Origin of the sequence: Glycomyces sp. NPDC046736 (genome assembly GCF_040645615.1) — a bacterium.
Lineage (GTDB): Bacteria > Actinomycetota > Actinomycetes > Mycobacteriales > Micromonosporaceae > Glycomyces.
This window is the reverse complement of record NZ_JBEYYO010000012.1, coordinates 118236-145227: the sequence shown is the minus strand read 5'-3', so window position 1 is coordinate 145227 and position 26992 is coordinate 118236. Positions and strand designations below refer to the sequence as shown.

The window sequence follows — 26992 nt, the reverse complement described above, 5'->3', positions numbered from 1 at the left end:
ACGCGGTGTCGGCCGCTCCGAGGTCACCCGTAGGTCGCCGGGGAACCATAGGATCTAGCCTGTAGGCGGTTCACGATGAGGTGAACCGAAGCGATTCGGTTTGGAGATCGAGACGTGTTGGCGTTCATCGGCGACGAAGAGTTCCGCGAAACCCTCCCCGACCGGGAGGAACTGCTGACCGAGGCGGCCGACCTGGCCGGAACCGACGAATCCCTCGCCCGCCTGGTCGAGCTCTACTGGAGCCTGGTCTCCGACGACGACCTCGTCGGCCGCAGCGCCCAGCAGATCCTGGAGACCACCGCCCACCACCGCCGCATGGCCGAGGTGCGCCTACCCGGCGAAGTGCGACTGGAGATCGACTGCCCCGAGGACCGCGACGGCCCCGACGCGAGCGCCTCCACCCGCGTCGACCTCGTCTGCGACGACTCGCCGTTCCTAGTCGACACCCTCACCGGCCTGTTCAACAAGCACGGCATCGACATCTCCGTGTTCGTCCACCCCATCGTCCCGGTCCGCCGCGACGAAGACGGGCGCATCGTCGAAGCCCCCGCCGACGGCGGCCTGGTCGAATCCTGGATGCACATCGAGACCCAGCGCATCTCCGACACCGACTTCCTCACCCGCCTCGAATCCGAGATCCGCACCGTCCTCGCTGACGTCGCCGTGTGCGTCGCCGACTGGCAGGCCATGCGCGGCAAAGCCGTCCAGATCGCCGACGACCTCGACGGCTCACCACTCCCCGTCCCGCCCAAGGACATCGACGACACCGTCGAACTGCTGCGCTGGCTCGCCGACGACAAGTTCACGTTCCTGGGGTTCCGCCAGTACAAGCTCACCGGCGAAGGTGAGACCCAGGCGCTGACCCCGATGGCCGAGACCGGACTGGGGCTCCTCCGCGGCGCTCCGGCCGAGCCGCGGCCGATCGCCTCGTTCAACGCCGACGCCCGCTCCCAGATCGGGACCAAGCGACTCTTGGTGATCACCAAGTCGAACGCGCGCTCCACCGTCCACCGGACGTCCTTCATGGACTACATCGGGGTGAAGACGTTCGACGCGGGCGGAGAACCGGACGGGGAACTGCGCTTCCTGGGCCTGTTCACTTCGGCTGCTTACCTTTCCAGCGTCACCGAGCTGCCCGTGGTGCGCCGCAAGGTCGAAGACGTGCTCGCCCGCTCGGGCGTCACCCTCTCCTCCCACTCGGGCAAGGACCTCGTGACCGCCCTGGAGACCTACCCGCGCGACGAACTGTTCCAGGCCCGCACCGACGACCTGTACACGACCGCTATGGGCGTGCTGCGCCTGGCCGGACGGCGACGCCTGCGCCTGTTCGCGCGCCGAGACGTCTACGGCCGCTTCTACTCCTGCCTCGTCTACCTGCCGCGGGACCGGTACAACACCGAGAACCGCATGAAGATCGAGACGATCCTGCGCCGCCGCCTCCACGGCGCCGCGGTCGACTACGACGCCCGCGTCACCGAATCGGTGCTCGCCCGCCTCCACTTCGTGGTGCGCATCGACCCGTTCGCCGAGCACGACCCGGTCGACATCGAGTCCATCCAGTCCGAACTGGCCGACGCCACCCGCTCCTGGGACGCCGACCTCGCCCTCCAGCTCGATCACCATGTGGGCGAAGGACAGGCGCGCACCCTCTACAAGGCCTACGCCGACGCCTACCCGCCCGCGTACAAAGCCGAACACTCCCCAATGGACGCCGCCAAGGACATCGCGAAACTCGAGATGCTCCACGACGCCGGCGACATGGAACTCCAACTGTTCCGCCGCGGCGGCGACGACGCCAACGTCCACTTCAAGGTCTACGCCTACGGACAGCCCGTCGGCCTCTCCGAAGCACTCCCGGTCCTGCGCGACCTCGGCGTCCGCGTCGCCGAAGAACGCCCCTACCGGATCAAGCGGGCCGACGGCACGATCTTCCTCTCCGACTTCGCGATCGAACTGCCCGGCGACGCGGCCGAATCGGTGCCGCAGCTGCGGGTGCGGTTCGAGAACGCGTTCCGCGCCGTGTGGGGCGGCGAGGCCGAATCCGACCGCCTCAACGAACTCGTGATCGCCGCCGGGCTCACCTGGCGCCAGGTCGTGGTCCTCCGCGCGCTCGCGAAGTACCTGCGCCAGTGCGGGTTCGTGTTCTCCCAGGAGTTCATCGCCGCGACCCTCGGCGCCTACCCCGAGATCGCCGCGAACCTGGTGCGGCTCTTCGACGCCCGCTTCGACCCCCGCGTCGGGGCCGACCGCGACAACGCCGTCGCCCGCATCGACGAGGACCTCGCCGAAGGCCTCGCGGCCGTCCCCAACCTCGACGCCGACCGCATCCTCCGCGCCTTCCTCACCCTCATCCGCTCCACATTGCGCACCTCCTACTTCCAACGCGGGCAGGGCGGCCGCCCCAAGGAGCACATCGCGTTCAAGTTCGACGCGCGATCGATCGACTTCCTTCCCAAGCCCCGCCCCATGTTCGAAGTGTTCGTGTACTCACCGCACTTCGAAGGCGTCCACATGCGATACGGCAAGGTCGCCCGCGGCGGCCTGCGCTGGTCCGACCGCCGCGAGGACTTCCGCACCGAGATCCTCGGCCTCGTCAAGGCCCAAGAGGTCAAGAACACCGTCATCACGCCCGTCGGCGCGAAAGGCGGATTCGTCCTCAAGCAGGAGTCCTTCGCCGACCGGGCGGCCTTCCAGGCCGAAGGCGTGGCCCGCTACAGGGAGTTCATCTCCGCGCTGCTCGACATCACCGACAACCGCGACGCCGACAACACCGTCGTGCCCCCGCCGAACGTGGTCCGCCACGACGGCGACGACCCGTATCTCGTCGTCGCCGCCGACAAGGGCACCGCCACGTTCTCCGACATCGCCAACGCCGTCGCCGCCGAATACGGCTTCTGGCTCGGCGACGCGTTCGCCTCCGGCGGCTCGGTCGGCTACGACCACAAGAAGATGGGCATCACCGCAAGGGGCGCATGGGAATCGGTCAAACGCCACTTCCGCGCCGAAGGCCTCGACACCCAGACCCAGGACTTCACCGTCGTCGGCATCGGCGACATGGCCGGCGACGTGTTCGGCAACGGCATGCTCCTGTCCGAGCACATCCGCCTCGTGGCCGCGTTCAACCACATGCACATCTTCATCGACCCCAACCCCGAGGCGGCCACGTCCTTCGCCGAACGCCGCCGCCTGTTCGACCTGCCCCGCTCCACCTGGGCCGACTACGACCCCGCCCTGATCTCCAAGGGCGGCGGCGTGTGGGAACGCTCGGCCAAATCCATCCCCGTCTCCGACGAAGTGCGCACCGCACTCGGCATCGACGCCGACGTCAAGGACCTCACCCCGCCCGAACTCATCCGCGCGATCCTCACCGCCCCAGTCGATCTCCTCTGGAACGGCGGCATCGGCACCTACGTCAAGTCCACCACCGAGACCGACGCCGCGGCGGGCGACAAGGCCAACGACGCGGTGCGCGTCAACGGCGAGAACCTCCGCTGCCGCGTCGTCGGCGAAGGCGGCAACCTCGGCTTCACCCAGCTCGGACGCATCGAATACGCCCAGCTCGGCGGCCCCGAGGGCCTCGGCGGGCGCATCAACACCGACTTCATCGACAACTCCGCGGGCGTCGACACCTCCGACCACGAGGTCAACATCAAGATCCTGCTGCGCTCGGCAGCCCTGACCGGCCGCATCGACCCCGCCAGCCGCGACCGCCTCTTCATGGACATGTCCGATGCCGTCGCCGACGCGGTCCTGGCCGACAACTACGGCCAGAACATGGCGCTGGCCAACTCGCGGCGCCTCAAGACCCGACTGCTCCCCGTCCACATCAGACTCATGAAGTACCTGGAGAAGCACGTCGGCCTCGACCGCGAGATCGAAGGCCTCCCCAGCGACAAGCAACTCAAGGAACGCAGCGGTGCCGGGGGCGCGCTCACCGAACCCGAACTGGCCGTGCTGCTCTCCTACGTCAAGATCTGGGCCAAGCGCGCTGTTCTCGACTCCGAACTGCCCGACGAGGACTGGACCGCGCCGGTCCTGCGCGAGTACTTCCCCGCGCCGCTGCGCGAGCCGTACGCCGACCTCATGGCCGACCACCCGCTGCGCCGCGAGATCATCACCACCGCGGTCGTCGGCGAGGCTGTCAACCGCGGCGGCACCACCTTCCTGTTCCGCATCGCCGACGAGACCGGCGCCGACGTCGCCAACGTCCTGCGCGCCTACGTGATCATCCGCGAGGCCTTCGGCCTGCCCGACCTGTGGCGCCGCATCGAGGCCCTCGACAGCCAGGTGCCGCAGGACGCGCAGGTCGCGAGCCTGCTGGTGATCCGGCGGCTCCTCGACCGCGGTGTGCGGTGGCTGGTGCAGCACCGCCGCGGGAACCTCGACGTGGCCGCCGAGATCGGGAGGCTGCGCCCGGGCCTCCAGGTCCTCCAGCCGCGGCTGCCGGAGCTGCTCACCGATTCGGAGGCGGTCGGGTTCGAGGAGTTCTGCGACCAGCTCGAAGAGCGCGGGATGCCCGTGGAGATCGCGCGGGACGCTTCGGCGCCGATCTTCGGGTTCGGCCTGGTCGACGTGGTCGAATGCGCACGCGTGTACGACATGGATCTGGGCAACACGGCCGAGGTCTACTACGGCATCGCCGCGCATGTGCACCTCGACGAGATCCTCAACCAGATCTCGGCCCTGCCGCGCACGAACCGCTGGCAGACGCTGGCGCGATCGGCCCTGCGGTACGACCTCTATGGAGCGATGGCGGGCCTGACCGCCAGTGTGCTGCAAGCGAAACCGGGCACCGACCCGACCGAGGCGGTCGACTCGTGGGCCGAGCGCAACGCGGCCGAGCTCGAACGCATCCACGAGGCCACCGACGAGGCCGACCGCTCCGACGAGAAGCTCGCGGTCCTCTCGGTCTCCCTGCGCCAGATCCGCAGCCTGGTCGACACGGACGGCGAATAACGCGCGCTGGGGGTCCGTTGAGAAGCTGGGTACGACCCGTAACCGGCGAAATCACGGGCCCCCGATCAATACCCTGACATGCGGGTACGACAGTCCTCAGGCGGTGAAGTGCCCGGCCTGCGGGGTGGAACGGTTTTCGGGCAGGGGGTCTCGATTAAGGAGCCGTTCGCGTGGGCCCCCGGTATAAACCCTGCCCGAGGGGTACGACAGTTTCGGGGGGTTCGGGGCGAAGATGACGGGAAAATCACCATGCGTGGTTCGTTCGCGTGTGCGGGAATGGTGGCCGGTGGGGGTTGGAGCGTTCGCACCGCGTGGATAATGTGAGCTCGGAGGAGAAGGAAGTACGAATGCCGAAGAGCCACACCCCCGGGGTGCCCAAGCTGCTGCGCGTCCTCAACGACCAGGCGGCGCTGAAGCTCCTGCTCGAAGAGGGACCCCAGACGCGCGCGCAGCTCGCTGAGCGCACCTCCATGTCCAAGGTCACCGCCTCGCAGATGATGGAGCGGCTCCAGACCCGCGGGCTCGTGGAGGTCGTGGGCTCCAAGTCCGGTGGGAGGGGCCCGAACGCGTCGCTGTACGCGGCCGTGCCGACCTTCACCTACGTCGTCGGCGTCGAGGTCGGCCCCGTGACCACCAAGGGCGCGTGCGCCGACTTCACCGGCCGCATCGTCGGCCGCGCCGAGATCGACGTCGAAGGCTCGACCGACCCGGTCGCGGTCGTGCGCCGCGTCGTCACCGACTCGGTGGCCGACGCCGGGATCGAGATGAGCAAGGTCGAACGCATCGTCATCGGCACCCCCGGTGTGATCGACCCCGTGAGCGGCGAGATCGGCTTCTCCTGGAACCTCCCGGCCTGGCACCGCGGCCTGCGCACCGCCTTGAACGAGGAGTTCGCGCAGGTCGTGGAGATCGAGAACGACGTCAACCTCGCCACGATCGCCGAGCAGCGCTCCGGCGGCGCGGGCGGGGCCAGCGAGTTCGTGTACGCGTGGTTCGGCGGCGGCCTCGGTCTCGGGGTCATCCTCAACGGGCGCCTCTACCGCGGCGCGAGCGGCGCCGCGGGCGAGATCGGGTTCCTCCCGGTGCCCGGCGGCGAATTGCCCACCGGCGGGGTCGTCACGCGCCTCTCCAAAGGCTCCTACCAGCGCGTCATCGGCGGCGACGCCGTGCTCGACATCGGCGCGAAGTACGGCTTCGACGGCAACGACCCCGAGGACATCGTGGCCGCCGCGCTCGCGGCGGGGGAGGAGGGCGAAGCCTGCCTCGACGAGATCGCGCGCGGCATCGCCTTCGGCATCGTCGCGGTCTGCGTCCTCCTCGACCCGACCGTGGTCGTCCTCGGCGGCCCCGTGGGCTACACCGGCGGCCTCGTCCTCGCCGGCCGCGTCGCCGCCCAGACCGCCCAACTCGCCCCGGTCACCCCGAGCGTCGTCGCCGGCACGGTCATCGACGAACCGGTCATGCGAGGCGCGATCCTCCACAGCCTCGACGCAGTCCGAGAAAGCCTCTTCGATCAAGGCGCCTAAGCTCGGCCTGTGATCTTCCCGGCAGTCCCCTTCTGAGACCCCGAAACTGTCGTACCCCTCGGGCAGGGTTTATGCCGGGGGCCCACGCGAACGGCTCCTTAATCGAGACCCCCTGCCCGAAAACCGTTCCACCCCGCAGGCCGGGCACTTCGCGGCCGCGGGCTTGTCGTACCCGCGTGTCAGGGTCTATACCGGGGGCCCGTGGACTTCTTTGTTACGGGTCGAAACTGGATCGGAAACGCCGTAGGCGCGCCCCGAATCGGGGCGCACCTGTCACGACGAATCGTATGAATCGTTAAGCGGCGTCCCTGCGCCGGAAGGACCAGGTGGCCAGCAGGGCGAAGAACAGGACGACCCCGCCGAGCAGCAGGCCCGCGTCGGTCGAGGTGATAACCATGACGTCCGGCACGAACTCCTCGGCGTTCCAGTTGTACAGCTCGACCCTGCCTGAAATCCACGCGCTCACCCACGTGTACAGCGACAGCCGCTCCGGATAGTCCATCGGCAGTGCCATGCTCACGAGACTGACGATCAAGTCGCCGACGATCAGGTAACCGGCGATCACGCCGCTCGCGATCGCCGTGTGGCGGCCCAGCATCGCCAGCGACGCGCCCAGCGCGGTCATCCCCAGCGCCAGGAGACCGGTGCGCGACCAGCGCTCCGTCGAGTTCTCCCACCAGGCCGAGTTCATGTCCCCGACCTCGCCGCGCAGGACCGCCACCAGGTACAGCAACCCGAACGCCAGCAACGAGAACGCCACCACCGCGGCCGCGCAGATCGCCAGTGCCGCACCGAGTTTCACGCCCCACACCTTGAGCCGGTTCGGGTGCCACACCATCAGGTTCGACATGCCGCCGCTCGACCATTCCGCGCCGATCGCCGAAGAGGCCACCATCATCATGATCAGCCCGACCACGATCACGACGCCGACGAGCGTGTACTGGCCTTCGTTCGCGAAGTTGAACGTGTAGACGTAGAGGTAGTCCTCCGCGGTGAAGCCGCCCACGAAGTACTCGCAGCGCTCCTGGTGCGTCAGATCCTCGTAGGCCGGGTCCTCCCGGACCCACACGTAGTCCTCGGTCTCGAAGTGGTCCTCGTCGCGGACGCAGTCGTTGAATTCGGGGTTGGTCTCGTTCGCTTCGTCGGCCCAGATCTGCGCCTCGGCCAGATCGCCCTCCGAAGGGCCCTTGCTGGAGATCGCGCCCATGACGCCCACCAGCGTCAGCAGGCCCGCGGCGCTGAGGATGCCGAAGATCAGCGTCAGTCGCCGGCGCAGGATGCGCCGCAGTTCGGTCTTGAACAGGTTCACTGCTGCACACCTTCCACCTGGAGCTCGGCCTCGACCGGAGCGACCTCGACCGATTGTCCGATTTGGACGGTCTCGCCCGGGGTCGCCGCGGTTCCGGTCAGTTCCAGGAACACCGACTCCAGGTTCTTCGTCTCCGTCGTCAGTTCAGAGAGATAGAGCCCGGCCTCGGCGAGCGTCTGCGTGACCCATGCGGGCTCGGGCGCGCCCGAGACCACCAGCTTGTCCCTGGCGATCACGGCCTTCACCTCCGGCTCGGAGGCCGTGAGCACTTCGACGGCCTCCGGCAGCGACGCCGCGTCCGGGAGGCGCACGTTCAGGCTCGCGCCCGAGTGCCCGGCGATGATCTCGGCGACGTTCCCGTCCACGATCCGCCGGCCCCGCGACACGATCGTCATCGAATCGCACAGCACCTGCACCTCAGAGAGCAAGTGCGAACTGACCACGACCGTGACCCCCTGCGAATGCGCGAGCCACTGGAGCAGCTCCCGCATGTGGTGGATCCCGGCCGGGTCCAGCCCGTTCGCCGGCTCGTCCAGGATCAATAGCTGCGGCTGCTTCAGCAGCGCCTGCGCGACCGCGAGCCGCTGCCGCATGCCCAGCGAGTATCCCTTGACGGAGGCCTTCGCGGCGTCGCGCAGACCCACCTGCTCCAGAACCTCCTCCACCCGGTTCTTGTCGACCCCCGCGCTCTCGGCCAGCAACTGGAGCGTCAACCGCCCCGAGAAATGCTTGAAGAACTGCGGCGACTCGACCACCGCGCCGATCCGGGAGACCACCTGCGGCAGCCGCTGGGGGACCTCCTCGCCGAAGATCCGCATGGTGCCGCCGTCGACGCGGATCAGGCCCAGAAGGGCCCGCAGCGTCGTGGTCTTGCCCGAACCGTTGGGGCCCAGGAAACCGTGGACCTGGCCCTCGGCGACCTCCAGGTCGAGGCCGTCCAACGCATGATGCGGCTGCCGGAACGACCTTCGATAGGTCTTCCGCAGCCCCGATATCTCGATGATGGGGGGCATGTGCTCATTCCAGTTCGCAGTGACGGCCAGCTCGCGACCGCAGGGGTACTACTCAGACGCCGCGAGACGCCGCGCTGTTGCGTCGCGACGGCCGCCGCCCGGATCGTGTGTCACGGCACCGCCTCCCGGGCCGCCCGCGACCGCCCGGGCCGCGCCCGTGGTTACATTGACCCGTGGCTCAGTCTGAACGCGTCCTCGAACTGTCCGGCGTCACCGTCCGACGCGGCGGCAACCAGCTCCTCGACGGCATCGACTGGGGTGTCGGCGCCGACGAGCGATGGGTCGTCCTCGGCCCCAACGGCGCCGGGAAGACCACGCTGCTCAACCTAGCGGCCGCCCGCAACCACCCCACCTCCGGCGTGGTCGAGATCCTCGGCGAGCGCCTCGGCCGCGTCGACGTGTTCGAGCTGCGACCCCGCATCGGCCTGACCACCACCCAGGTCGCCGACGCGATCCCCAGCGACGAGAAGGCGTTCGACGTCGTGCGCACCGCCGCCTGGGGCATGATGGGCCGCTGGCGCGAGCAGTACGACCCGCTCGACGACGAACGCGCGACCTCGCTGCTGCGCTGGCTCGGCGTCGCCCAGCTCGCCGACCGTCTGTTCGGGACGCTCTCCGAAGGCGAACGCAAACGCGTCCTCATCGCCCGCGCGCTCATGACCGATCCCGAACTGCTCCTCCTCGACGAACCCGCCGCGGGCCTGGACCTCGGCGCCCGCGAAGCGCTCGTGGCCACCCTCGGCGGCCTCGCCCGCGACGAGGCCGCGCCCGCGCTGGTCCTGGTCACCCACCACGTCGAAGAGATCCCCCCGGGCTTCACGCACGCGCTGGTCCTCTCCAGCGGCGGCGTGATCGCCTCGGGCCCGATCGCCCAGGCGCTCACCTCCGAGACGCTCTCCAAGGCCTTCGGTCTGCCCCTGACGCTCACCGCCAACGGCAGCCGCTTCACCGCCACCGCTGCCTGAACGAAGCCGCAGGTCGTCTCGGCCGCTCACGTCGTCCGGGCGTCGCTCCGACGAAGGCGATCGCCCCGACCGGCGTCTCCGGGCTTGCCCGGTTTCTGGCGGGCGGTCCCGCATCGACCGGGATTCCGTGTTCGTGCGGAGGCCGCCAGGTGAAGCTGCCGCAGTAGGCCGCCGGGGAGCGGGATTCCGCCCCCGTGCGGAGGCCGCTCCGTCTGAACCGTCGTGGTCTCGCGCTGGTCGTCGGCCGCCGTCGCTCTTTGCGTGTTGCGGCTCACATTCGTTGGCGTGCTGGGGTTGTCGTACCCCCATGTCAGGGTTTATACCGGGGGCCCAGCGATACGGGTCTCTTGGTAGGACCGTGCCCTCCGGCCGGTCTCACACAAGCGGTGTTCGCCGCCGCCAAGGCGCCTCGGTTAGGCTGGCTCGGTGAGATTCCGGTGGTGGCGCGCGACGGTCCTGGCAGCCGTCGGCGTCTTGGCGCTCGTGTACCTCGCGGGTCTGACCCGGTTCGGGGAGGCCGAGGCCGACCAATTGCGCCCCGTGCCCGAGCTCGAAGCCGACCCCGCCGATGAGCTCGCCGCGCTCCGCGCGGCCGCGCCCGTGCCCGGCGCCGACCCCGAGGCCGCGCTCGAAGCGGCGCTCGCCGACCCCCTCACCGCCTCCCAGCTCGCCGCCGCCGCGCCCGACCCCGACTCCGGGGAGCTCGGTGCGGCCCTGGCCCAGCTCCAGGCCGCCGACGGCTCGCTCGACCCCGTCGAGGTCAACGCGTTCTTCACCGACCTCGGCGCCGAGCCCACCGCCTGGCTCTCGGTGCTCTACCCCACCCTCATCGGCGACCTGCCCGGCGCGCCCTTCGACGCCCGCGTCACCGCCAACCGGCTCGTCCTCGAAGCGGCCACCGAGGACTCCACCACCTACGACAGCCCCGAGCGCCCCTGGACCGTCGACGCCGAGCGCCCCGCCCGCGCCGAGCTGGCCGCGCTCATCGACACCGACCGCCAGTTCATATACCTCGACCCCTACAACAACGCCGGCGACGGCTCCTGGATCGAGATCGTCGGCGACCTCCACACCGCCGACGACGTGGCCGTGCTCGTCCCCGGCGGCTCCGCGGTCCTCTCCAGCGAGAACTTCGAGCTGTACTACCAGCGGGCCAAGTCCTTCGTCGACGCCGCCGACGGCGAACTCGCCGTGGTCGTGTGGGCCGCCGCGTCCTGGCCCTCGGGCTGGGTCGAGGAGTCCTGGGCCTCGTGGTCCCAGGTCGCCGCCGAGAGCCTCGCGTCCTTCACGTTCGACCTGCAAAACCAGATCGGCGCCGACACCCCCCTGACCCTCGCCGGACACTCCTACGGCGGCGCGGTCATCGGCTACGCCGAGACCCACGACCTCGCGGCCGACCAGATCCTCCACATCGCCTCGGCGGGCATGGGCAACGACGTCTACAGTCCCGAGGACTACACCGAGCCCTGCCGCACCCGCTACTCGATCACCGCCCCCGGCGACCCGATCTCCTACGTCCAGGGCATGCCGTACGTGCCGCTCCTGGGCCACGGCGCCGACCCCGACGACTTCCCCGGGGTGCAGAACCTCGCCACCGGGAACCTCTCGGACGCCCCCGGCGCGGTCGACGACTACGGGCTCAGCCTCGCCGAGCGGGGCATCTCCGGCAAGCCCGTCGAAGGCGTGCACTCGCACTCGGAGATCTTCTACCCCGAGTCCGACGCGTGGAACAACATCCTCAAGGTCCTCCTCCACGAGGCCCCCGACCTCGCCGAAGAGCAGCCGCAGGCCTACGAGCGGTGCGGATAGCGCGAACGGGCACGGCCGCGGCCGTGCCCGTCATCGCTTCTGGCGCTACTCGCCTTCGAGCAGCAGCCCCAGGTGCTTCTCCACCACCGGCAGGACCTCCTCGACGGTGACCGAGCGGCCCAACTCCCGCGACAGGCTGGTGACGTCGGCGTCGGTGATCGCGCACGGCGCGATCCGCTCCCAGTAGCTCATGTCCGGGTCGCAGTTGAGCGCGAAGCCGTGCATCGTGGTCGCCCACCGCACCCGCACCCCGATCGCGCAGATCTTGCGCTCGGGGCCCTGGTCGTCGGCCGGCAGCCACACGCCCGTGCGGTCCCGCAGGCGCCCGCGAGCCGAGGCCACCCCGAACTCGTGGCACACGGCCGCGATCATGTCCTCGACGCGGCGCACATAGCCGACCACGTCGACCTTGTTGCGCATCTTGATGATCGGGTAGCCGACGATCTGCCCCGGCCCGTGCCAGGTGATCTGCCCGCCCCGGTCGGTGGTCACCACCGGGGTCCCGTCCTGGGGCAGCGCCCACGTCTCGGTCCGCCTGCCCGCGGTGTACACGCTGGGGTGCTCCAGCAGCAGCACGGTGTCGCCGATCTCGTCGTCGATCCGCCGCTGCTGGAGCTCCTTCTGGTAGTCCCAGGCCTCCTGGTAGTCCATGAGGCCGCGCTTTTCGACCGTGATCGACCCGGCGCTCGCGGGGCCGGTCGGCGCGGTCGTTCCAGTTGGCGCAGTCATGGTTCGACAGTAAACCCGCACCGGCCGCCGCGGCCAGCCAACGCCGCGGACGTCACGCGTGTTCCGCGGAGGCTTCCAACCCGTAATGTCCTGGTCCTTCTTTATGGGGCTGTTACTTAATTGCCGACTAGTTGCGGCTGTCGGCCTCCCCACGGACTGCGCGTGAGCTGTCACACTACTATTCCTTGGGTACTTAAAGCCCAATCCGCTCGCCCCGCGCCAGTCGAGGGTTACACGACCACAGGGATACGAATGGAAGCAAAGCCGAAGGCTCCGATGGTCACCATCTCCGGGGTCAACAAGCACTTCGGGAACCTCCACGCGCTCAAGGACATCGAGCTGAACGTGGACGACGGCGAAGTGGTGGTCCTCATCGGACCCTCCGGTTCCGGCAAGTCGACGCTGTGCCGCACCATCAACCGGCTCGAGACGGTCGACACCGGCCAGATCACCGTGAACGGCAAGCCCCTCCCCGCCGAGGGCCGCGCCCTCGCCGGGTTGCGCGCCGACGTCGGCATGGTGTTCCAGCACTTCAACCTCTTCGCGCACCTCACGGTGCTCCAGAACATCACGCTCGGCCCGATCAAGGTCCGCCGCACCCCCAAGGCCAAGGCCGACGAGCGCGCCCGCCAGCTCCTGGAGCGCGTGGGGCTGGCCGACAAGGCCGACGCCTTCCCCTCGCAGCTCTCCGGCGGCCAGCAGCAGCGCGTCGCGATCGCCCGCGGGCTCGCCATGGACCCCAAGCTCATGATGTTCGACGAGCCGACCTCGGCGCTCGACCCCGAGATGATCAACGAGGTCCTCGACGTCATGCAGGACCTCGCCCGCGAGGGCATGACCATGGTCGTGGTGACCCACGAGATGGGCTTCGCCCGCCGCGCGGCCAACCGGGTCGTGTTCATGGCCGACGGCCAGATCGTCGAAGTCGCCACCCCCGACGAGTTCTTCGACAACCCGCAGACCGAGCGGGCCCAGGACTTCCTCTCGAAGGTCATGTCCCACTAAGCCAGTAGACCACCACACTGTTGCCCCATAAGGAAAGGAAACAGACATGCGCGCATTCAAGAAGATCGCGGCAGTCACCGCCGCCGCGGCCCTGATGTCGCTGGCCGCCTGTTCGGGCGAGGCCAGCAAGGAACAGGAGAAGCAGGACGAGCTCGAAGAGTCCGTCGGCTCCTACTCCCTGGAAGCGGCCCCGGAGCTTCCCGCCGGCTACATCCAGGACATCAAGGACCAGGGCTTCATCACCGTCGGCGTCAAGTACGACCAGCCGCTGATCGGCCAGAAGAACACCGCCACCGGCAAGATCGAGGGCATCGACGCCGAGATGGCGCGTCTGCTCACCCAGTACATCTTCGGTGAAGTGATCGAGGAGGGCGGCGACGCGAACCTGAAGTTCGTCGAGACGACCTCGCAGAACCGCGAGACCTACGTCAACGACGGCACCGTCGACGTGGTCATCGCGTCCTACTCGATGTACCCCGAGCGCCTGGACTCCTTCGACTTCGCCGGCCCGTACTTCGAGACCGGCCAGAACGTCATGGTCCGCGCCGACGACGACTCGATCAACTCGGTGGCCGACCTCGCCGGCAAGGACGTCTGCATCGCCGAGGGCTCGGGCTCGATCGGCAACATGGAGGCCGAGAACCCCGAAGCCAAGATCACGCCGCTGGCCGACTACGCCGCCTGCGCCGAGGCCCTGGAGAACGGCCAGACCGACGCCGTCAGCACCGACGAGACCATCCTCTACGGCTTCACCGTCGACAAGCCCGACGCGTTCCGCGTCCTCGACTCCTCGGTCAACTTCACCGACGAGCCGTACGGCATCGCCATGCCGCTGGGCGAGACCGACGCGCGCAACTTCGTCAACGACATGATCGAAGCGACCATCGCCAACGGCGACTGGGAGAAGGCCTTCAACCTGACCTTCGGCGCGGCCGGCATGGAGATGCCCGCGCCGCCGACCCCGGACCGCTACGCGGCCAAGTAACCGGCATCCCGCTCTAGGCAGGGCGGCGGCGGCCCCGGCCGCCGCCGCCCCCCTCTCGGAGGAGTCCGCTTGTTCGACAATTTCGATCTGATGGTCGCGGCCCTGGGTGCGGGCATGTGGACCACGGTGTGGGTCACCCTCACCAGCTACGCCATCGCCCTCGTGATCGGCATGATCCTCGTGGTCATGCACGTCAGCCCCGCCTTTCCCGCGCGCTGGGCCGCCAACGCCTACACGCAGCTGTTCCGCAACGTGCCGCTGCTCGCCGTCCTGTTCATCATGTACTTCGGCCTTCCCAAGGTCGGGATCGTGGCGGACAACTGGGTCTGGGCCCTGCTGGGCCTGGGCATGTACACCGGCGCGTTCGTCGGCGAGACCATGCGATCGGGCATCAACTCGATCCCGCTGGGCCAGGCCGAGGCCGCCCGTTCTCTGGGACTCACTTTCGGCCAGTCCCTGAGCTCGGTCATCCTGCCGCAGTCCATTCGCGCGGTCATCCCGCCCCTCGGCTCGCTGTTGATCGCGCTGGTCAAGAACAGCGCGCTCGTGCTCGCCATCGGCGTCCCCGAACTGACCGCCCGCTCGCGGCGGCTCATCGAGGACACCGAGAGTCGCTTCGACCTCTGGGGCGTCATCATCTGCGTGACGGTCGGCTACCTGTCGATCGCTCTCGTCCTCAGCTACCTGGTGCGAGTCGCTGAAAAGCGCACCGCGTTCGTCCGATGAGAGGGGCCGACTCATGAGCAGAAAGAACGAGACCACCGTCCTGTTCGACGTGCTCGGCCCCAAAGGCCGACGCAACGCCAACATCGCCGCGGTCGTCTCCGCGGTCGTCATCCTCGCGATCCTCGGCTACGCCGCCTTCGTCCTCAACGGCGAGGGCTTCTTCGAGGCCTCCCGCTGGGTGAACCCGCTCGACGCGCTGGTCGTGGAGACCACCTGGATCCCCGCGATCGTCAGCACGCTGACCGCGTTCGCGCTCGGCTCGGTGCTCGCGCTGATCCTCGGCGTGATCTTCGGGTTCGGGCGCATCTCGCAGTTCGCGCTGACCCGCTGGGCCTCGACCGGGTACGTGCAGTTCTTCCGGTCGCTGCCGCTGGTGCTCCTCATCTGGGTCTCCTTCACCATCGACGGGCACTTCGGCTTCACCACCGAGACGCTCGGCTGGAGCAACGACGCGCGTCGCTTGACGTTCCTGGTGCTCGGCCTGGGCATCTACAACGGCGCGATCTTCGCCGAGATCCTTCGCGCCGGCGTCAACGCCCTCCCCCCGGGGCAGGCGATGGCAGGCAGGGCGATCGGCCTGCGCCACGGCCAGGTGCAGCGCCTCATCGTGCTGCCCCAGGTGCTGCGGAACATGCTCCCGGCAGTGCTGGCGCAGTTGGTGATCCTCCTCAAGGACACCTCGCTGGGCTATGTGATCACCTACCCCGAGCTGCTGCACTCGGCCAGCCTCGTCGGGCGCGACTACAGCAACTCCTTCCTCCAGGCGTTGCTCATCGCCGCGTTCATCTACTTCGTGCTCGCATACGCGCTCTCGAAGCTGGTGGTCCTGGCCGAGCGCAGGCTGCGGAAGAAGACCGCGGCCCCCAAGGCCGCCGCGCAGATCGAATCGCAGGTCACCGCCGGTCAGGCGCCACCCGCTCCCTGATCCGCACCTCGCGCGAAGGGCCCCGTCAGCATCCGCTGACGGGGCCCTCTTCGTATGCGGCGCATGTGAGATCCGATCGGATACGACCACTGCTACCCTCCTATTGAAATCAGCAATCATTTTCAATAACTGGGGGAACCGCAACCATGAAACTCGCCTTCGTCGGCAAGGGCGGCTCGGGCAAGACCACGATGGCCTCGCTGTTCGCGCGCCGCGCCGCCGCGCTCGGCCACCCGGTCATGGCGATCGACGCCGACATCAACCAGCATCTGGCCGCCGCGCTCGGCCTCGACGCCGAGGCCCTCTACCCCGTCCTCGGCGAGCACCTCGCCGACATCAAGGACTACCTGAGGGGCGCCAACCCGCTCATCCCCTCCGCCGAGCTCATGCTCAAGACCACCCCGCCCGGACCCGGCTCGCGCCTGGTCGGCGTCGCCGAATCCAACCCGCTGCTCGACGCCCTCTTCACCGAGCACGACGGCATCCGCTTCGCCGCCACCGGCGGCTTCGTCGAGGACGATCTCGGCGTCGCCTGCTACCACTCCAAGGTCGGCGCGGTCGAACTGCTCCTCAACCACCTCGTCGACGCATCGGACGAGTTCGTGGTGGTCGACATGGTCGCCGGGGCCGAGGCCTTCGCCTCGGGGATGTTCACCCGCTTCGACCACACGTTCCTGGTGTGCGAGCCGACCCTGCGCTCGGTCGGGGTCTACAAGCAGTACACCGGCTACGCCGAGGACTACGACGTCCCGATCTCGGTGATCGGCAACAAGATCGACGACGCCGACGACGTCGAGTTCCTGCGCTCCCACGTCGGCGACGCCCTCCTGGGCTGGTGCGAGCGCTCCAAGTACGTCAAGGCCGCCGAACGCGGCTCGGTCGGCCCCGTCGCGGCCCTGGAACCGGCCAATCTCGCCGTCATCGACGCCGCCCGCGAGAAGGCCGTCGCTGGCGGCAAGGACTGGGCCAAGTTCACCCGCCAGGCCCACGACTTCCACCGCAAGGCCGCGCTGGCCTGGGGCAACGACCGCGCCGGAGCCGACCTCGCCGACCAGATCGTGCCCGATTTCGTCCTCGGGGAGCACCTGCTCCGCGCACCGGCCGCATAGGGCGGGCCCGCACAGCGTGGTGCGGCTCCGTTCTGGACGGTGCGGCACCGGGACCCGTCTGCGTCGACTACCCGACAGCGGACGGTGATCGGGCCGAGCACAATGAACCGATTCGAACCGAGAGGAGAACGCATGTCCCTTGACGTCTCTGAAGACCTGCTGGCCAAGGCGGAAGCAGGGGAGGTCGGCGACGCCGACTTCGTCGACTGCGTGAAGCAGTCCCTGCCCTTCGCCTGGGAGCTCATCGCGAAGGTCGTGAACGACCTGAAGAACGGGGTGGTCTCGTCGAGCGGCTCGACCCAGTTCGCCGACAACACCACCCCGCCGCCGGACGAGCAGTCGCGGGGGCAGCTGCTGCGCGTCCTGGCCTCGGATTCGATGCGCGGGGCGCTGGAGCGCCACTACGGCGTGAAGCTCGCCTTCCAGAACTGCCACCGGATCGCGGCGTTCCCGACCTCGGAGGTCGACTCGGACACGTACCGCAAGTTCATCTCCCCGCGGGGGCAGCTGCTCAACCAGTCGCCTGAACTGCGCGACTGCTGAGACGCGCGAAGGCCGGTCGGACCCCTCGGTCCGGCCGGCCTTCGCCCGTTCAGGCCGGGCGGCGGGTGATCAGGAAGTCCCGCACCAGTTCCTCGCCCTGCTTCACCAAGGGCCGCAGGATCTTCAGCCTGGAGAGGGCCACGACCCGCGCGGCCAGCGGCGCGGTGCGCCGGGCCAGCTCGCGGGACTGCTCCTGGCCGGGGGAGTTGTCGTAGACCCAGTACAGGACCACCACCATCTGGTGGAGCCACAGCATCTCGGGCAGGATGTCGGCCATGTCGGCCGGGACCTTGGTCTTGGAGCCCTCCAGGACCTCGCGGTAGAGCGCGATGTCGCGGTCGCGGCTCTCGGTCGACTCCTCCGAGAACGGGCTCAGCGGGCTGGCCGGGTCGGCGGCGTTGCGGAAGAACTGGCCCGCGAACGCGTGGTAGGGCCCGGCGATGTCGAGCCAGGCCAGCAGCGCGGCCTCGATGCGCTCGGCGAGGGTCTGCTTGCCTTCGAGGAGCTGGGGGGTCAACTCGGCGTGGCGGGTCGTGGCCTGCTCGTAGAAGCCCTGGATGAGGTGTTCCTTGGACTTGAAGTAGTAGTACGCGTTGCCCACGGACACACCGGCTTCGGCCGCGATCGCCCGCATCGTGGTCTTGTCGTAGCCGCGTTCGGCGAACATGTCGAGCGCGGTCTCGATGATCCGCTGCCGCGTCCGCTCGCCCTTCGAGGAGGGGCGGGCGGACGCGTCGGAAGACTCGGCTTCGAAGCTCACGAAGGCGATCCTACTTGGTTCATCCCTGATACGGCCTCGGCTGCGGCGGCTCCAAAGTGGCGAGCGCGCGGGCGTCGACGTGGCCCCGCTTGCGGAAGGCGTTGAGCACGACCACGTTGAGGACGTGGAGGATGCCGAGGACCAGGAGCACGGCCCCGATCTTGACCGCGACGGTCTCGAACACGCCCCGGGCGTCGGCGATGGGCGCGGTGGTGCGCAGCCACAGCGTCACGAATCCGAAGTTGAGGAGGTAGAAGCCGACTTGGAGCAGTTTGTTGACCGCTTGGGCGAGCTGTTCGTCTCCGGCGAAGACGTCCTTGATGAAGTGGTAGCCGTTCGCGCCGAGGGTGCGCGCGACCCAGACGGTGAGGGGGACGGCGATGAGCAGGTAGGTGATGTAGGCGACGACCGTCATGTCCATGACAGGCTCCGTTCTCAGAGGGGAACTCGTGAGTTGAACAGGTTCAACTTCTGATCTGAACCTACGCTTGATTTTGAACGTGTTCAAGTGAGGTCGCGGAAATATGGCGGACGACACCGAAAGGCCTGCGCTGTAGGCTGGCCGCGTGACTGTTGCGGTGCGTGTGATTCCCTGCCTTGATGTGGACGCCGGGCGGGTCGTCAAGGGTGTGAACTTCGAGAACCTGCGCGATGCGGGGGATCCCGTCGAGCTCGCGGCGGCGTATGACGCGGCCGGGGCCGATGAGTTGACGTTCTTGGACGTGACCGCTTCGAGCGACGACCGCGGGACCATGATGGACGTCGTGGCGCGCACGGCCGAGCAGGTGTTCATTCCGCTGACCGTCGGCGGCGGGGTGCGGACGCCCGATGACGTGGACCGGCTGCTGCGGGCGGGCGCCGACAAGGTCGGGGTGAACACGGCCGCGATCGCGCGGCCTGAGGTCATCGCCGAGATCGCCGACCGGTTCGGGAACCAGGTCCTCGTGCTCTCGGCCGACGTGGCCTCGGGCGCCGACACCGACTCGGGCTGGGAGGTCACGACCCACGGGGGCCGTCGCCGCACCGGCCTGGACGCGATCGAGTGGTGCGCGCGGGCCGCCGAGCTCGGTTCGGGGGAGATCCTGCTCAACTCGATCGCCGCCGACGGCACGAAGCGCGGCTTCGACCTGCCCTTGATCGCCGCGGTGCGCGCCGCGGTCGACGTGCCTCTCATCGCCTCCGGCGGCGCGGGCCGGGCCGCCGACTTCCCGCCCGCGGTCGACGCGGGCGCCGACGCCCTCCTGGCCGCCTCGATCTTCCACTTCGGCGACGTCGCCATCGGCGAGGTCAAGCAGGAACTCAAGAACGCGGGCCACCCGATCCGCTAACCCGGCGACGCGACTCCGGCTCGCCTACGTGACTCCTTCGGGTGACACGTGGGGCTCGCGGGGCGTTTTCTGTCGTACCCCTCGGCGATGATCGGCGCATAGTCCCCTGGGTGGGTGGGGGTTTGGGATGGCAGGTGTGTCTCCGGCGTCGCAGCGGGCCTCGTTACGGAATGAAACCCGGGCGCAATGCTGTTGTCGTCTGTCGGTGGGGCGAGGCATGATTGCAAGCGATCGCTTGCCGGACGGCTAGCAAGCGGCTCGCACCACGTTCAGTGACACCCACCTGACCGGAGACCCAATGACGCTGCCCACCGGCGACGCCGCGCCGACCGCGTTCGACCAGCCCGCCGACACCCGCATCCTCAGGCGGGGGCTGCGGAACATCGTCGACATGGTCCGCATCGAACCGAAGCCCTTCGCCGTGGGCGCGCTCGGCGCGATGGTCAACACCGCGATGACCCTGTTCCTCTCGTTCATCATCGGCTGGGTCGTGGCGGGCGTGGCCGTCCCCGCCTACGAGAACGGCGAAGTCGCCCTCGGCACCGTCCTCCTCGGCGTCGCCGCGCTGCTGGGGACCTCGATCATCCGCTTCTCGTCCATGTGCGCGCGCCGCATCGGCGCGGGCGTCATGATGTTCAAGGTCCAGGCCCACTGGCGCCGCCGCATCACCCGCCGCTACCTCGCGCTCCCGGTCTCCTGGCACCAGAAGCACCCCACCGGGACCCTCCTGTCCAACGCGAACGCCGACGTCGAGGCCGCCACCCGCCCCCTCGCCCCGCTGCCGTTCGCGTGCGGCACCCTCTTCATGGTCGTCATCGCCATGATCGCGTTCGCCCTCATCGACTGGGCCGTCGCGCTGGTCGCCCTCGGCATGTTCCCGGCCCTGTTCGCCCTCAACGCCTACTTCGCCACCAAGATGGCCCCCCGCGCCAAACGCGCCCAGGAACTGCGCGCCGAAGTCTCCGCCGTGGGCCACGAGTCCTTCGACGGCGCCCTCGTGGTCAAGGCCATGGGCCGCGAAGCCGCCGAGACCGAGCGCTTCAGCGCCTCGGCCACCGAGCTCCGCGACGCCATGATCGGCGTCGGGCGCCTGCGCGCCGCGTTCGAACCGGCCATCGCCGGACTCCCCGAGATCGGCGTCCTCGTCGCCCTCCTGGTCGGCCTCGTCCGCTTCGAAGCCGGAGCGATCACCCTCGAACAGCTCGTCACCGTCTCCTTCATGTTCTCGGTGCTGGCCTTCCCCATCCGCGCCATCGGCTGGGTCCTCGGCGACCTCCCCGGCGCGGTCGTCGGCCGGGGCCGCGTCGACCACGTCCTCGCCGCCACCGGCGACATGTCATACGGCGACAAGGAACTCCCCGACTCCGGCGCCCCCGCCGAACTCGCCTTCGACCACATCGCCTACGCCTACCCCGACGGCCACGAAGCCCTCCACGACGTCGACTTCACCGTCGCCCCCGGCACCACCGTCGCCCTCGTCGGCGCCACCGGCTCCGGAAAGTCCACCCTCGCCCACCTCGCCGCCCGCCTCGTCGACCCCTCCCGCGGCACCGTCCGCCTCGACGGCGAAGACGTCCGCGACCTCACCCACGCCTCCCTCGCCCGCACCACCGCCCTCGTCCAGCAGATCCCGTTCGTGTTCGACGACACCGTGCGCGCCAACCTCGACCTCGGCCGCGAAGGCGTCGACGACGACCGCCTCTGGGACGCCCTCGCCGCCGCCGGAGCCGAGAAGTTCACCGCCTCCCTCGACGCCGGACTCGACACCGAAGTCGGCGAGCGGGGCACCACCCTCTCCGGCGGCCAGCGCCAGCGCCTCACCCTCGCCCGCGCCCTGGCCGGGCGCCCCCGCCTGCTCGTCCTCGACGACGCGACCAGCGCCGTCGACCCCAAAGTGGAGTCGCAGATCCTCTCGGGCCTCAAGCACTCCCAGGCCGCGTCGAGCGTCCTGGTGGTGGCCTACCGGAGGGCCACGATCGCCCTCGCCGACGAGGTCGTGTTCCTCGAAGGCGGCCGCATCACCGCCCGCGGCCCGCACACCGAGCTCTTGCGGACCCACCCGCCGTACGCCGACCTGGTGACCGCCTACGAACGGGCCGAAGCCGAACGGGAGTTCGACGACCCCGACGAGGACGACCTGTCCGGCACCGCCCTGAACGACTCCGAACTCGACGAGGAGAGCGCCGCGTGAGCACCCGCACCGACAAGCGCGCCCAGAAGCGCGCCGCCGAGGCCGAGGATCCCCAGCTCGGCCCGCTCCAGACCGTCCGGCGCGGCCTCCAGCTCTCCCCGGAGTTGCGCCGCGGCCTCGGCTTCACCGTGTTCCTGGCCGCCGTCACCGCTCTCGGGCGGCTCGTGGTGCCCATCGGGGCGCAGCAGATCCTCGACCACGGCATCCTCGGGGACGGGGGCCCGGACCTGTCCTACGTCATCGCGGTCGCCGCGATCGGCATCGCGGTCCTGCTGGTCACGACCGGCGCGAACTATCTGATGAACCGCCGCTTGTTCGTCGTCTCCGAGCACGCGCTGGCCAACTTGCGGCGCAGGACGTTCCGCCACATCCACGACCTGTCGATGCTGCACCAGCAGTCCGAGCGCCGCGGGGCGCTGACCGCGCGAGTGACGACCGATATCGACCAGGTCAGCCAGTTCCTCCAGCAGGGCGGCATGATCCTGGTGACCTCGACGGCGCAGATCATCGTCGCGACCGTGGTCATGGCGGTCTACTCGTGGCAGTTGGCGATCGCGGTGTGGATCGTGTTCATCCCGGTCACGTGGTTGATCAAATGGCTCCAGGGGCATCTGGCGGCCGCGTACACGAGTGTGCGCCGGAGCGTCTCGACGATGCTCTCGGCGGTCTCGGAGTCGGTGGTCGGCGCGGGCACGGTGCGCGCGTACGGGGTCGGCGCGCGCACGAGCGAGCGCCTGGACGCCTCGATCGAGGAGCACCGCCGCGACCAGACCCGCGCGATCAGCCGCTCGGCGTTCTCGTTCGGCGCGGGCGAACTGGTCTACCTGGGTGTCAACGCGATCGTGGTGGTCTTGGGGGCGTTCCTGGTCGCGGGCGGTTCGATGAGCGTGGGCGAGTTGACCGCGTTCTTGTTCCTGGTGGTGCTGTTCACGCAGCCGGTGGTCATCGGCACCGAGACGCTGAATGAGGCCCAGAACGCGGTCTCGGGTTGGCGGCGGGTGCTCGACATCATCGACACCGAGCCGGATGTGGCCGACCCGGCCGACGGCGTGGACCTGCCCGAGGGCCCGCTGGGCGTGCGCTTCGAAGGGGTCCGCTTCGCCTATCCGGGCGGGGAGGAGGTCCTGCACGGCATCGACGTGGAGATCCCCGCGCATGCGAAGGTCGCGGTCGTGGGCGAGACCGGTTCGGGCAAGACCACGTTCGCGAAGCTCTTGACCCGCCTCATGGACCCGACCTCGGGCCGGGTGCTGTTGGGCGGCGAACCGCTGACGGGCGTGCGGTTCTCGTCGCTGCGGTCGCGGGTGACGATGGTCCCGCAGGAGGGCTTCTTGTTCAACGGCACGCTGGCGCGGAACGTGCGCTTCGCCCGCCCGGATCTGACCGAGGCCGAGATCTACGTGGCCTTCGCCGAGCTCGGGCTCACCGAGTGGGTCGAGACGCTTCCGGCGGGCCTGGACACCGAGTTGGGCGAGGGCGGCGCGAACCTTTCGGTGGGGGAGCGCCAGCTCGTCTCGCTGGTGCGCGCCTATGTGGCCGACCCGGACCTGCTGGTCCTGGACGAGGCGACGAGCGCGGTCGACCCGGCCACGGAGTTGCGCCTCTCGGCGGCTTTGGACGCGGTCACGCGCGGGCGCACCACGGTGATCATCGCGCACCGCCTCTCGACTGCCGAGACCTCTGACGAGGTCTTGGTCTTCGACGCCGGGAACCTGGTCCAGCAGGGTCCGCACGCGCTCCTGGCCACTGAGGAGGGCTCGGTCTACGCGGGACTGCACGGCTCCTGGGTCGAGCAGACCCGCTCGAACTGAGGCAGCGGCAACGGGTCGGGCCCGCGACGTTCCGTCGCGGGCCCGACCCGTTCGCGATGCAGTCCGGCCGATCACCGGGCGATGCGCCAGCGCGACAGGTCAGCCGACGCTGCGCACGATCTTCCCGGCGATGCGCCTAGCCTCCCATGCCCGGTGCCGTGGTCTCCTGCGTGACGGATCAGTCGACGGTGAGCACGATCTTCCCCGCGGTGCGGCCCGTCTCCAGCGCCCGATGCGCCTCGGCGGCCGCTTCCAGCGTGAACGTCTGCGCGATGACCGGCGTCAACTCGCCTTTCTCGACCAGCGCCGAGAGTGTCAGCAGCCCTTCGCGATCGGGGGCCACGAGCATCGCCGACGCCTCGATTCGCGCCCGTTCGGTCTCGGGAAGTTCGGCCCGCCGCAGCGACACCAGCGTGCCGCCGTCGCGCAGCACCGCCGCCGACCGCGCCTCGTACTCCGGGCCCACGGTGTTGAAGACGACATCCAGATCGCTGAGCGCTTCGGTGAAGTCGATGCTGCGGTAGTCGAGCACCTCGTCGGCGCCCAGCGACCGCACGAGTTCGTGGCGGGCTTCGCTGGCGGTGCCGATCACGTATGCGCCCTTGGCTTTCGCGATCTGCACGGCCAGGTGTCCGACGCCGCCCGCGGCGGCGTGGACCAGGACGCGCTGGCCCGGGCCGACCTCTGCGACGCCGTCGAGCGCCTGGAGCGCGGTGAGTCCGGCGAGCGGCAGGGCCGCGGCCTCGACGTGGCCGAGCCGGGCCGGTTTGGCCGCGATCTCGCCCGCGGGAGCGGTGAGGTATTCGGCGTACGCGCCCGCGAAGTGCGGGAACCGGGGCATCCCGTACACGTCGTCGCCGACCGCGAATCCTTCCACGCCCGCACCGAGCGCTTCGACGGTCCCTGAGACGTCCCAGCCGAGTGTGAACGGCGGCAGTGTCTCGTCCATCGAGCCGAGTTCGCGGGTCTTCCAGTCCACCGGGTTGGTTCCGGCCGCCTTCACGCGCACCAGGACCTCGCCGGGGCCCGGCTCGGGCCGCTCGACCGTCACGGCCTCCAGGACCTCCGGTCCGCCGAGCCGGTGCTGGATCACTGCGCGCATCGTCGCCATCGGGTTCCTCTCGCCGGGGCGGGTGCCTCCCGCCCCGGCTCGAATGTAACGCGTCACCGAACCGATTGGCGCGCAATGGATCAGTATCATTGGGCGGCAAGATGCTGGTGGGGCATCCGCCAGTTCGCGGCCAGGCGTGAGGGCCGCAGATGGCGGCCTTCGCCGTAGTACTCGCAGAACTTCATGATGAGCGGGTCCCACGCGTCGGGGTCGACGTAGGCGGTGCCGGGGACCAGCATCCGTTCATCCACATGGGACCTGAGGACTTCGACCTCGAACGCGGTGCAGGTCGCGTTGAACGGGTGCGAGTCGACCACGCGGCACTCCAACTGGACCGGGCATTCGAGCACCCGGGGCGGGGCGACGAGCTCTGCGGCCTGCTCGGTCAGGCCCGCGGCCCCGAACTTGTCGGCCTCGTGCCGGTAGCCCTTCGCGGCCTTGGTGGGCGGGACCGGGTCGACGGCGGTGAGGTCGGCGAGGCGGTCGACCGATTCGGCCAGGTCGCTCGGCGCCAGATTGAGCACGCACTCGCCCTGCTCGCGCAGGTTCTTCGCGGTCTGCGACTTGTTCCCGATCCCGAGCATCGCCGAACCCCCGAGCCACCACGCCGAGGACATCGGCGACAGGTTCGCCCTGCCCTCGACGTCGCGGGTGCTGACCAGGACCACCGGGGTCCCGTAGTAGTGGACCTTCAACGGCGTGTTCACATGCATGACGGCTCCATTCGCTTCAGCAGCCAATGAAACCCGTTCGCGCCACGCTCGGCTGGCCATCAGGCGACGTGGCGCTGCCGAGCCGCGTCGCGCCTGTCGGCCGGGCTCGTGCTGCCTGACTGAGGGCGCATCGACGACGATCACAGGGGTTCGGTGTTGCGACGGTGCCGTTCGACGCGAAGGTCGTCGACCTGAGCGCTCATCTCGGCCCCGTGGAAGGAGCCGCTTCGGTCGAGTCGGTCGATCACGCGGAGCAGCTCGACATTGATCGACCGCTGCGCCTCCTCCTCCAGGACCGAGAGCAGGTACGACTGCATCGGCTGGCCCCGTGACCTGGCCGTGGCAGAGAGCCTGTCCCGGAGCGATTCCGGGACGTCCCGAATTTGAATGGTCACCATTCAGGCTTTATACATGCAGTCGTGTCGAATGCGCCCGACCGGCCATCGGGCAACATCGTGTTGGTCAGTGTTCGGTGCTGCGTCGGCGGGTGAGGACTAGCACGCCCGCGGTGAGTGCCGCCAGGCCCGCCAGCAGGGTGGCGAACAGGGAGACTCCCGTGATCGGCAGGTCTGAGCCGGTGCCCGCGTCGTTGTTCGCGGCCGGTTTTGCTGAGCCGTCGGCGGGTGGGGTGTTTGAGCCCGGGGCGCCCGCGGACGGGTCTTCGGTGTTCGGGTCGTCGCTGGTGGGTTCGTCCGTGGTCGGTTCGTCGTCGGTGGGGCCGTCGCTGGTCGGGTCGTCCGTGGGGTCCGGGTCGGGTTCGGGGACTTCCAGTGTGGCGAACCAGGTCTGGTACACCGGGAAGCCGCTCAACGCGCTGAAGGAGAACGTGAGCGTGGCGATCGGGACGGTGGGTTGGAACCAGCCGGTGCCGCCGGTCTCGTCGTTGCCGTCGCCGGCGAGCGTGGCCGTGGCCTCGGTCCAGGTCGGCTGGTGGAAGGTCGTGATGCCTGAGCACGTCCCCGGCCTGGGGGAGGTGTCGCAGAAGTTGAACGAACCCTGGTAGCCCAGCGCCGAGGCCGGGACCGGGTCGCCGTTCGCGTCGGTCGCCGAGATGGTGACAGTGTCGGCGTCGATGTCGCCCAAAGCGAAACCCCACTGGCTCGCCGGGGTCGGCTCGGCGAACGTGTACGTCGTGGTCGAGGGGTTCCCCGGCGTGTCGGCGAAGGGCCGGATCAGCGCGTACTCGCGGTCCCGGCTGGAGCCGTAGACCTCCCCGAACGGCGTGTTCGGGCCCAGCCAGGTGTTCGCGCCCGACCGGATGCCCGACTGCGCGCGGGCGTCGGAGGTGAACGTGGCCTCCGGGAAGCCCCCGGGCAGGGCCATCGTGCCCGTATAGGCCCGGCTCCCGCCCTCCATGCTCCAGTCGGCGTATCCGATGTCCTGGGCCTGAACGGGAACGGCGACGGCCAGCAGCACGGCGCTCGCAGCGCCGATGAGTCCGATGCGTCCGGTGGCGGTCTTCACTGCGGAGATCCTTC

At 69.2% G+C, this 26992-nt stretch carries 22 protein-coding genes; 13 read left to right on the top strand and 9 right to left on the bottom strand.

The genetic code is table 11. From position 1 onward, the window contains the following. Positions 1-114 precede the first annotated feature (114 nt). Both AB0B28_RS13865 and AB0B28_RS13860 read left to right on the top strand, forming a co-directional pair. Positions 115-4956, top strand: coding sequence for an NAD-glutamate dehydrogenase (locus AB0B28_RS13865; RefSeq protein ID WP_360120625.1), 4842 nt, complete (start codon positions 115-117; stop codon positions 4954-4956). 347 nt (positions 4957-5303) lie between these two features. After that, a complete protein-coding gene (locus AB0B28_RS13860) occupies positions 5304-6482 on the top strand; it encodes an ROK family transcriptional regulator (RefSeq protein ID WP_360120623.1) in 1179 nt (392 codons plus the stop codon). Between the two features lie 295 nt (positions 6483-6777). Here the strand turns inward: AB0B28_RS13860 and AB0B28_RS13855 are convergent, their stop codons facing one another. Continuing rightward, entirely contained in the window at positions 6778-7791 is a 1014-nt protein-coding gene (locus AB0B28_RS13855; protein ID WP_360120621.1) for an ABC transporter permease subunit, read from the bottom strand. After that, entirely contained in the window at positions 7788-8804 is a 1017-nt protein-coding gene (locus tag AB0B28_RS13850) for an ABC transporter ATP-binding protein (protein ID WP_360120619.1), read from the bottom strand. Before AB0B28_RS13850 ends, AB0B28_RS13855 begins: the two co-directional genes overlap by 4 nt. Before the next feature lie 173 nt (positions 8805-8977). Between AB0B28_RS13850 and AB0B28_RS13845 the strand changes: the two genes are divergently transcribed. Together AB0B28_RS13845 and AB0B28_RS13840 are read left to right on the top strand one after the other, a co-directional pair. Beyond that, positions 8978-9769: an ABC transporter ATP-binding protein gene (locus AB0B28_RS13845; protein WP_360120617.1), complete on the top strand. Its 792-nt coding sequence runs from the start codon at positions 8978-8980 to the stop codon at positions 9767-9769. Between the two features lie 426 nt (positions 9770-10195). Next, positions 10196-11578, top strand: a complete 1383-nt coding sequence (locus tag AB0B28_RS13840; RefSeq protein WP_360120615.1) for an alpha/beta hydrolase — start codon at positions 10196-10198, stop codon at positions 11576-11578. 45 nt (positions 11579-11623) lie between these two features. On the opposite strand, the gene lipB is transcribed toward AB0B28_RS13840, so the two are convergent. Next, on the bottom strand, positions 11624-12307 hold the full coding sequence (lipB, locus tag AB0B28_RS13835) for a lipoyl(octanoyl) transferase LipB (RefSeq protein ID WP_360120613.1): 684 nt from the start codon (positions 12305-12307) through the stop codon (positions 11624-11626). Between the two features lie 252 nt (positions 12308-12559). On the opposite strand from lipB, the gene AB0B28_RS13830 reads away from it, so the two are divergent. From AB0B28_RS13830 to AB0B28_RS13805, 6 genes are all read left to right on the top strand, one after another. Next, positions 12560-13312 (top strand): amino acid ABC transporter ATP-binding protein, encoded by a 753-nt coding sequence (locus tag AB0B28_RS13830; protein ID WP_360120611.1) that lies wholly within the window; start codon positions 12560-12562, stop codon positions 13310-13312. 46 nt (positions 13313-13358) lie between these two features. After that, entirely contained in the window at positions 13359-14297 is a 939-nt protein-coding gene (locus AB0B28_RS13825; RefSeq protein WP_360120609.1) for a glutamate ABC transporter substrate-binding protein, read from the top strand. A gap of 69 nt (positions 14298-14366) precedes the next feature. Beyond that, entirely contained in the window at positions 14367-15023 is a 657-nt protein-coding gene (locus AB0B28_RS13820; RefSeq protein ID WP_360120607.1) for an amino acid ABC transporter permease, read from the top strand. A gap of 13 nt (positions 15024-15036) precedes the next feature. Then, a complete protein-coding gene (locus AB0B28_RS13815) occupies positions 15037-15948 on the top strand; it encodes an amino acid ABC transporter permease (RefSeq protein ID WP_360120605.1) in 912 nt (303 codons plus the stop codon). A gap of 146 nt (positions 15949-16094) precedes the next feature. After that, positions 16095-17057, top strand: a complete 963-nt coding sequence (locus tag AB0B28_RS13810) for an ATP-binding protein (RefSeq protein WP_360120603.1) — start codon at positions 16095-16097, stop codon at positions 17055-17057. Between the two features lie 132 nt (positions 17058-17189). Next, the gene (locus tag AB0B28_RS13805) at positions 17190-17600 is read left to right on the top strand and encodes an SCO5389 family protein (protein ID WP_360120601.1); all 411 of its coding nucleotides are present in this window, start codon (positions 17190-17192) and stop codon (positions 17598-17600) included. A 49-nt stretch (positions 17601-17649) separates the two neighbouring features. Here the strand turns inward: AB0B28_RS13805 and AB0B28_RS13800 are convergent, their stop codons facing one another. Together AB0B28_RS13800 and AB0B28_RS13795 are read right to left on the bottom strand one after the other, a co-directional pair. Next, on the bottom strand, positions 17650-18360 hold the full coding sequence (locus tag AB0B28_RS13800) for a TetR family transcriptional regulator (protein WP_360120599.1): 711 nt from the start codon (positions 18358-18360) through the stop codon (positions 17650-17652). A 19-nt stretch (positions 18361-18379) separates the two neighbouring features. Further along, complete coding sequence (locus AB0B28_RS13795) at positions 18380-18781, bottom strand: hypothetical protein (protein WP_360120597.1); 402 nt, start codon at positions 18779-18781, stop codon at positions 18380-18382. 145 nt (positions 18782-18926) lie between these two features. Between AB0B28_RS13795 and hisF the strand changes: the two genes are divergently transcribed. The 3 genes from hisF (at position 18927) to AB0B28_RS13780 (ending at position 23690) form a co-directional block, all read left to right on the top strand. Beyond that, a complete protein-coding gene (gene hisF, locus AB0B28_RS13790; RefSeq protein ID WP_360120595.1) occupies positions 18927-19688 on the top strand; it encodes an imidazole glycerol phosphate synthase subunit HisF in 762 nt (253 codons plus the stop codon). 298 nt (positions 19689-19986) lie between these two features. Continuing rightward, positions 19987-21879, top strand: coding sequence for an ABC transporter ATP-binding protein (locus tag AB0B28_RS13785; protein WP_360120593.1), 1893 nt, complete (start codon positions 19987-19989; stop codon positions 21877-21879). Then, on the top strand, positions 21876-23690 hold the full coding sequence (locus AB0B28_RS13780; protein WP_360120591.1) for an ABC transporter ATP-binding protein: 1815 nt from the start codon (positions 21876-21878) through the stop codon (positions 23688-23690). Before AB0B28_RS13785 ends, AB0B28_RS13780 begins: the two co-directional genes overlap by 4 nt. A gap of 178 nt (positions 23691-23868) precedes the next feature. On the opposite strand, the gene AB0B28_RS13775 is transcribed toward AB0B28_RS13780, so the two are convergent. The 4 genes from AB0B28_RS13775 to AB0B28_RS13760 all read right to left on the bottom strand — a co-directional run bounded on the left by AB0B28_RS13775 (position 23869) and on the right by AB0B28_RS13760 (position 26978). Beyond that, complete coding sequence (locus AB0B28_RS13775; RefSeq protein WP_360120672.1) at positions 23869-24792, bottom strand: NADP-dependent oxidoreductase; 924 nt, start codon at positions 24790-24792, stop codon at positions 23869-23871. Between the two features lie 95 nt (positions 24793-24887). Next, positions 24888-25514, bottom strand: coding sequence for a flavin reductase family protein (locus AB0B28_RS13770; RefSeq protein ID WP_360120589.1), 627 nt, complete (start codon positions 25512-25514; stop codon positions 24888-24890). A gap of 140 nt (positions 25515-25654) precedes the next feature. Beyond that, positions 25655-25831: a hypothetical protein gene (locus AB0B28_RS13765; RefSeq protein WP_360120588.1), complete on the bottom strand. Its 177-nt coding sequence runs from the start codon at positions 25829-25831 to the stop codon at positions 25655-25657. A gap of 145 nt (positions 25832-25976) precedes the next feature. Then, on the bottom strand, positions 25977-26978 hold the full coding sequence (locus AB0B28_RS13760; protein ID WP_360120586.1) for a hypothetical protein: 1002 nt from the start codon (positions 26976-26978) through the stop codon (positions 25977-25979). Positions 26979-26992 lie beyond the last annotated feature (14 nt).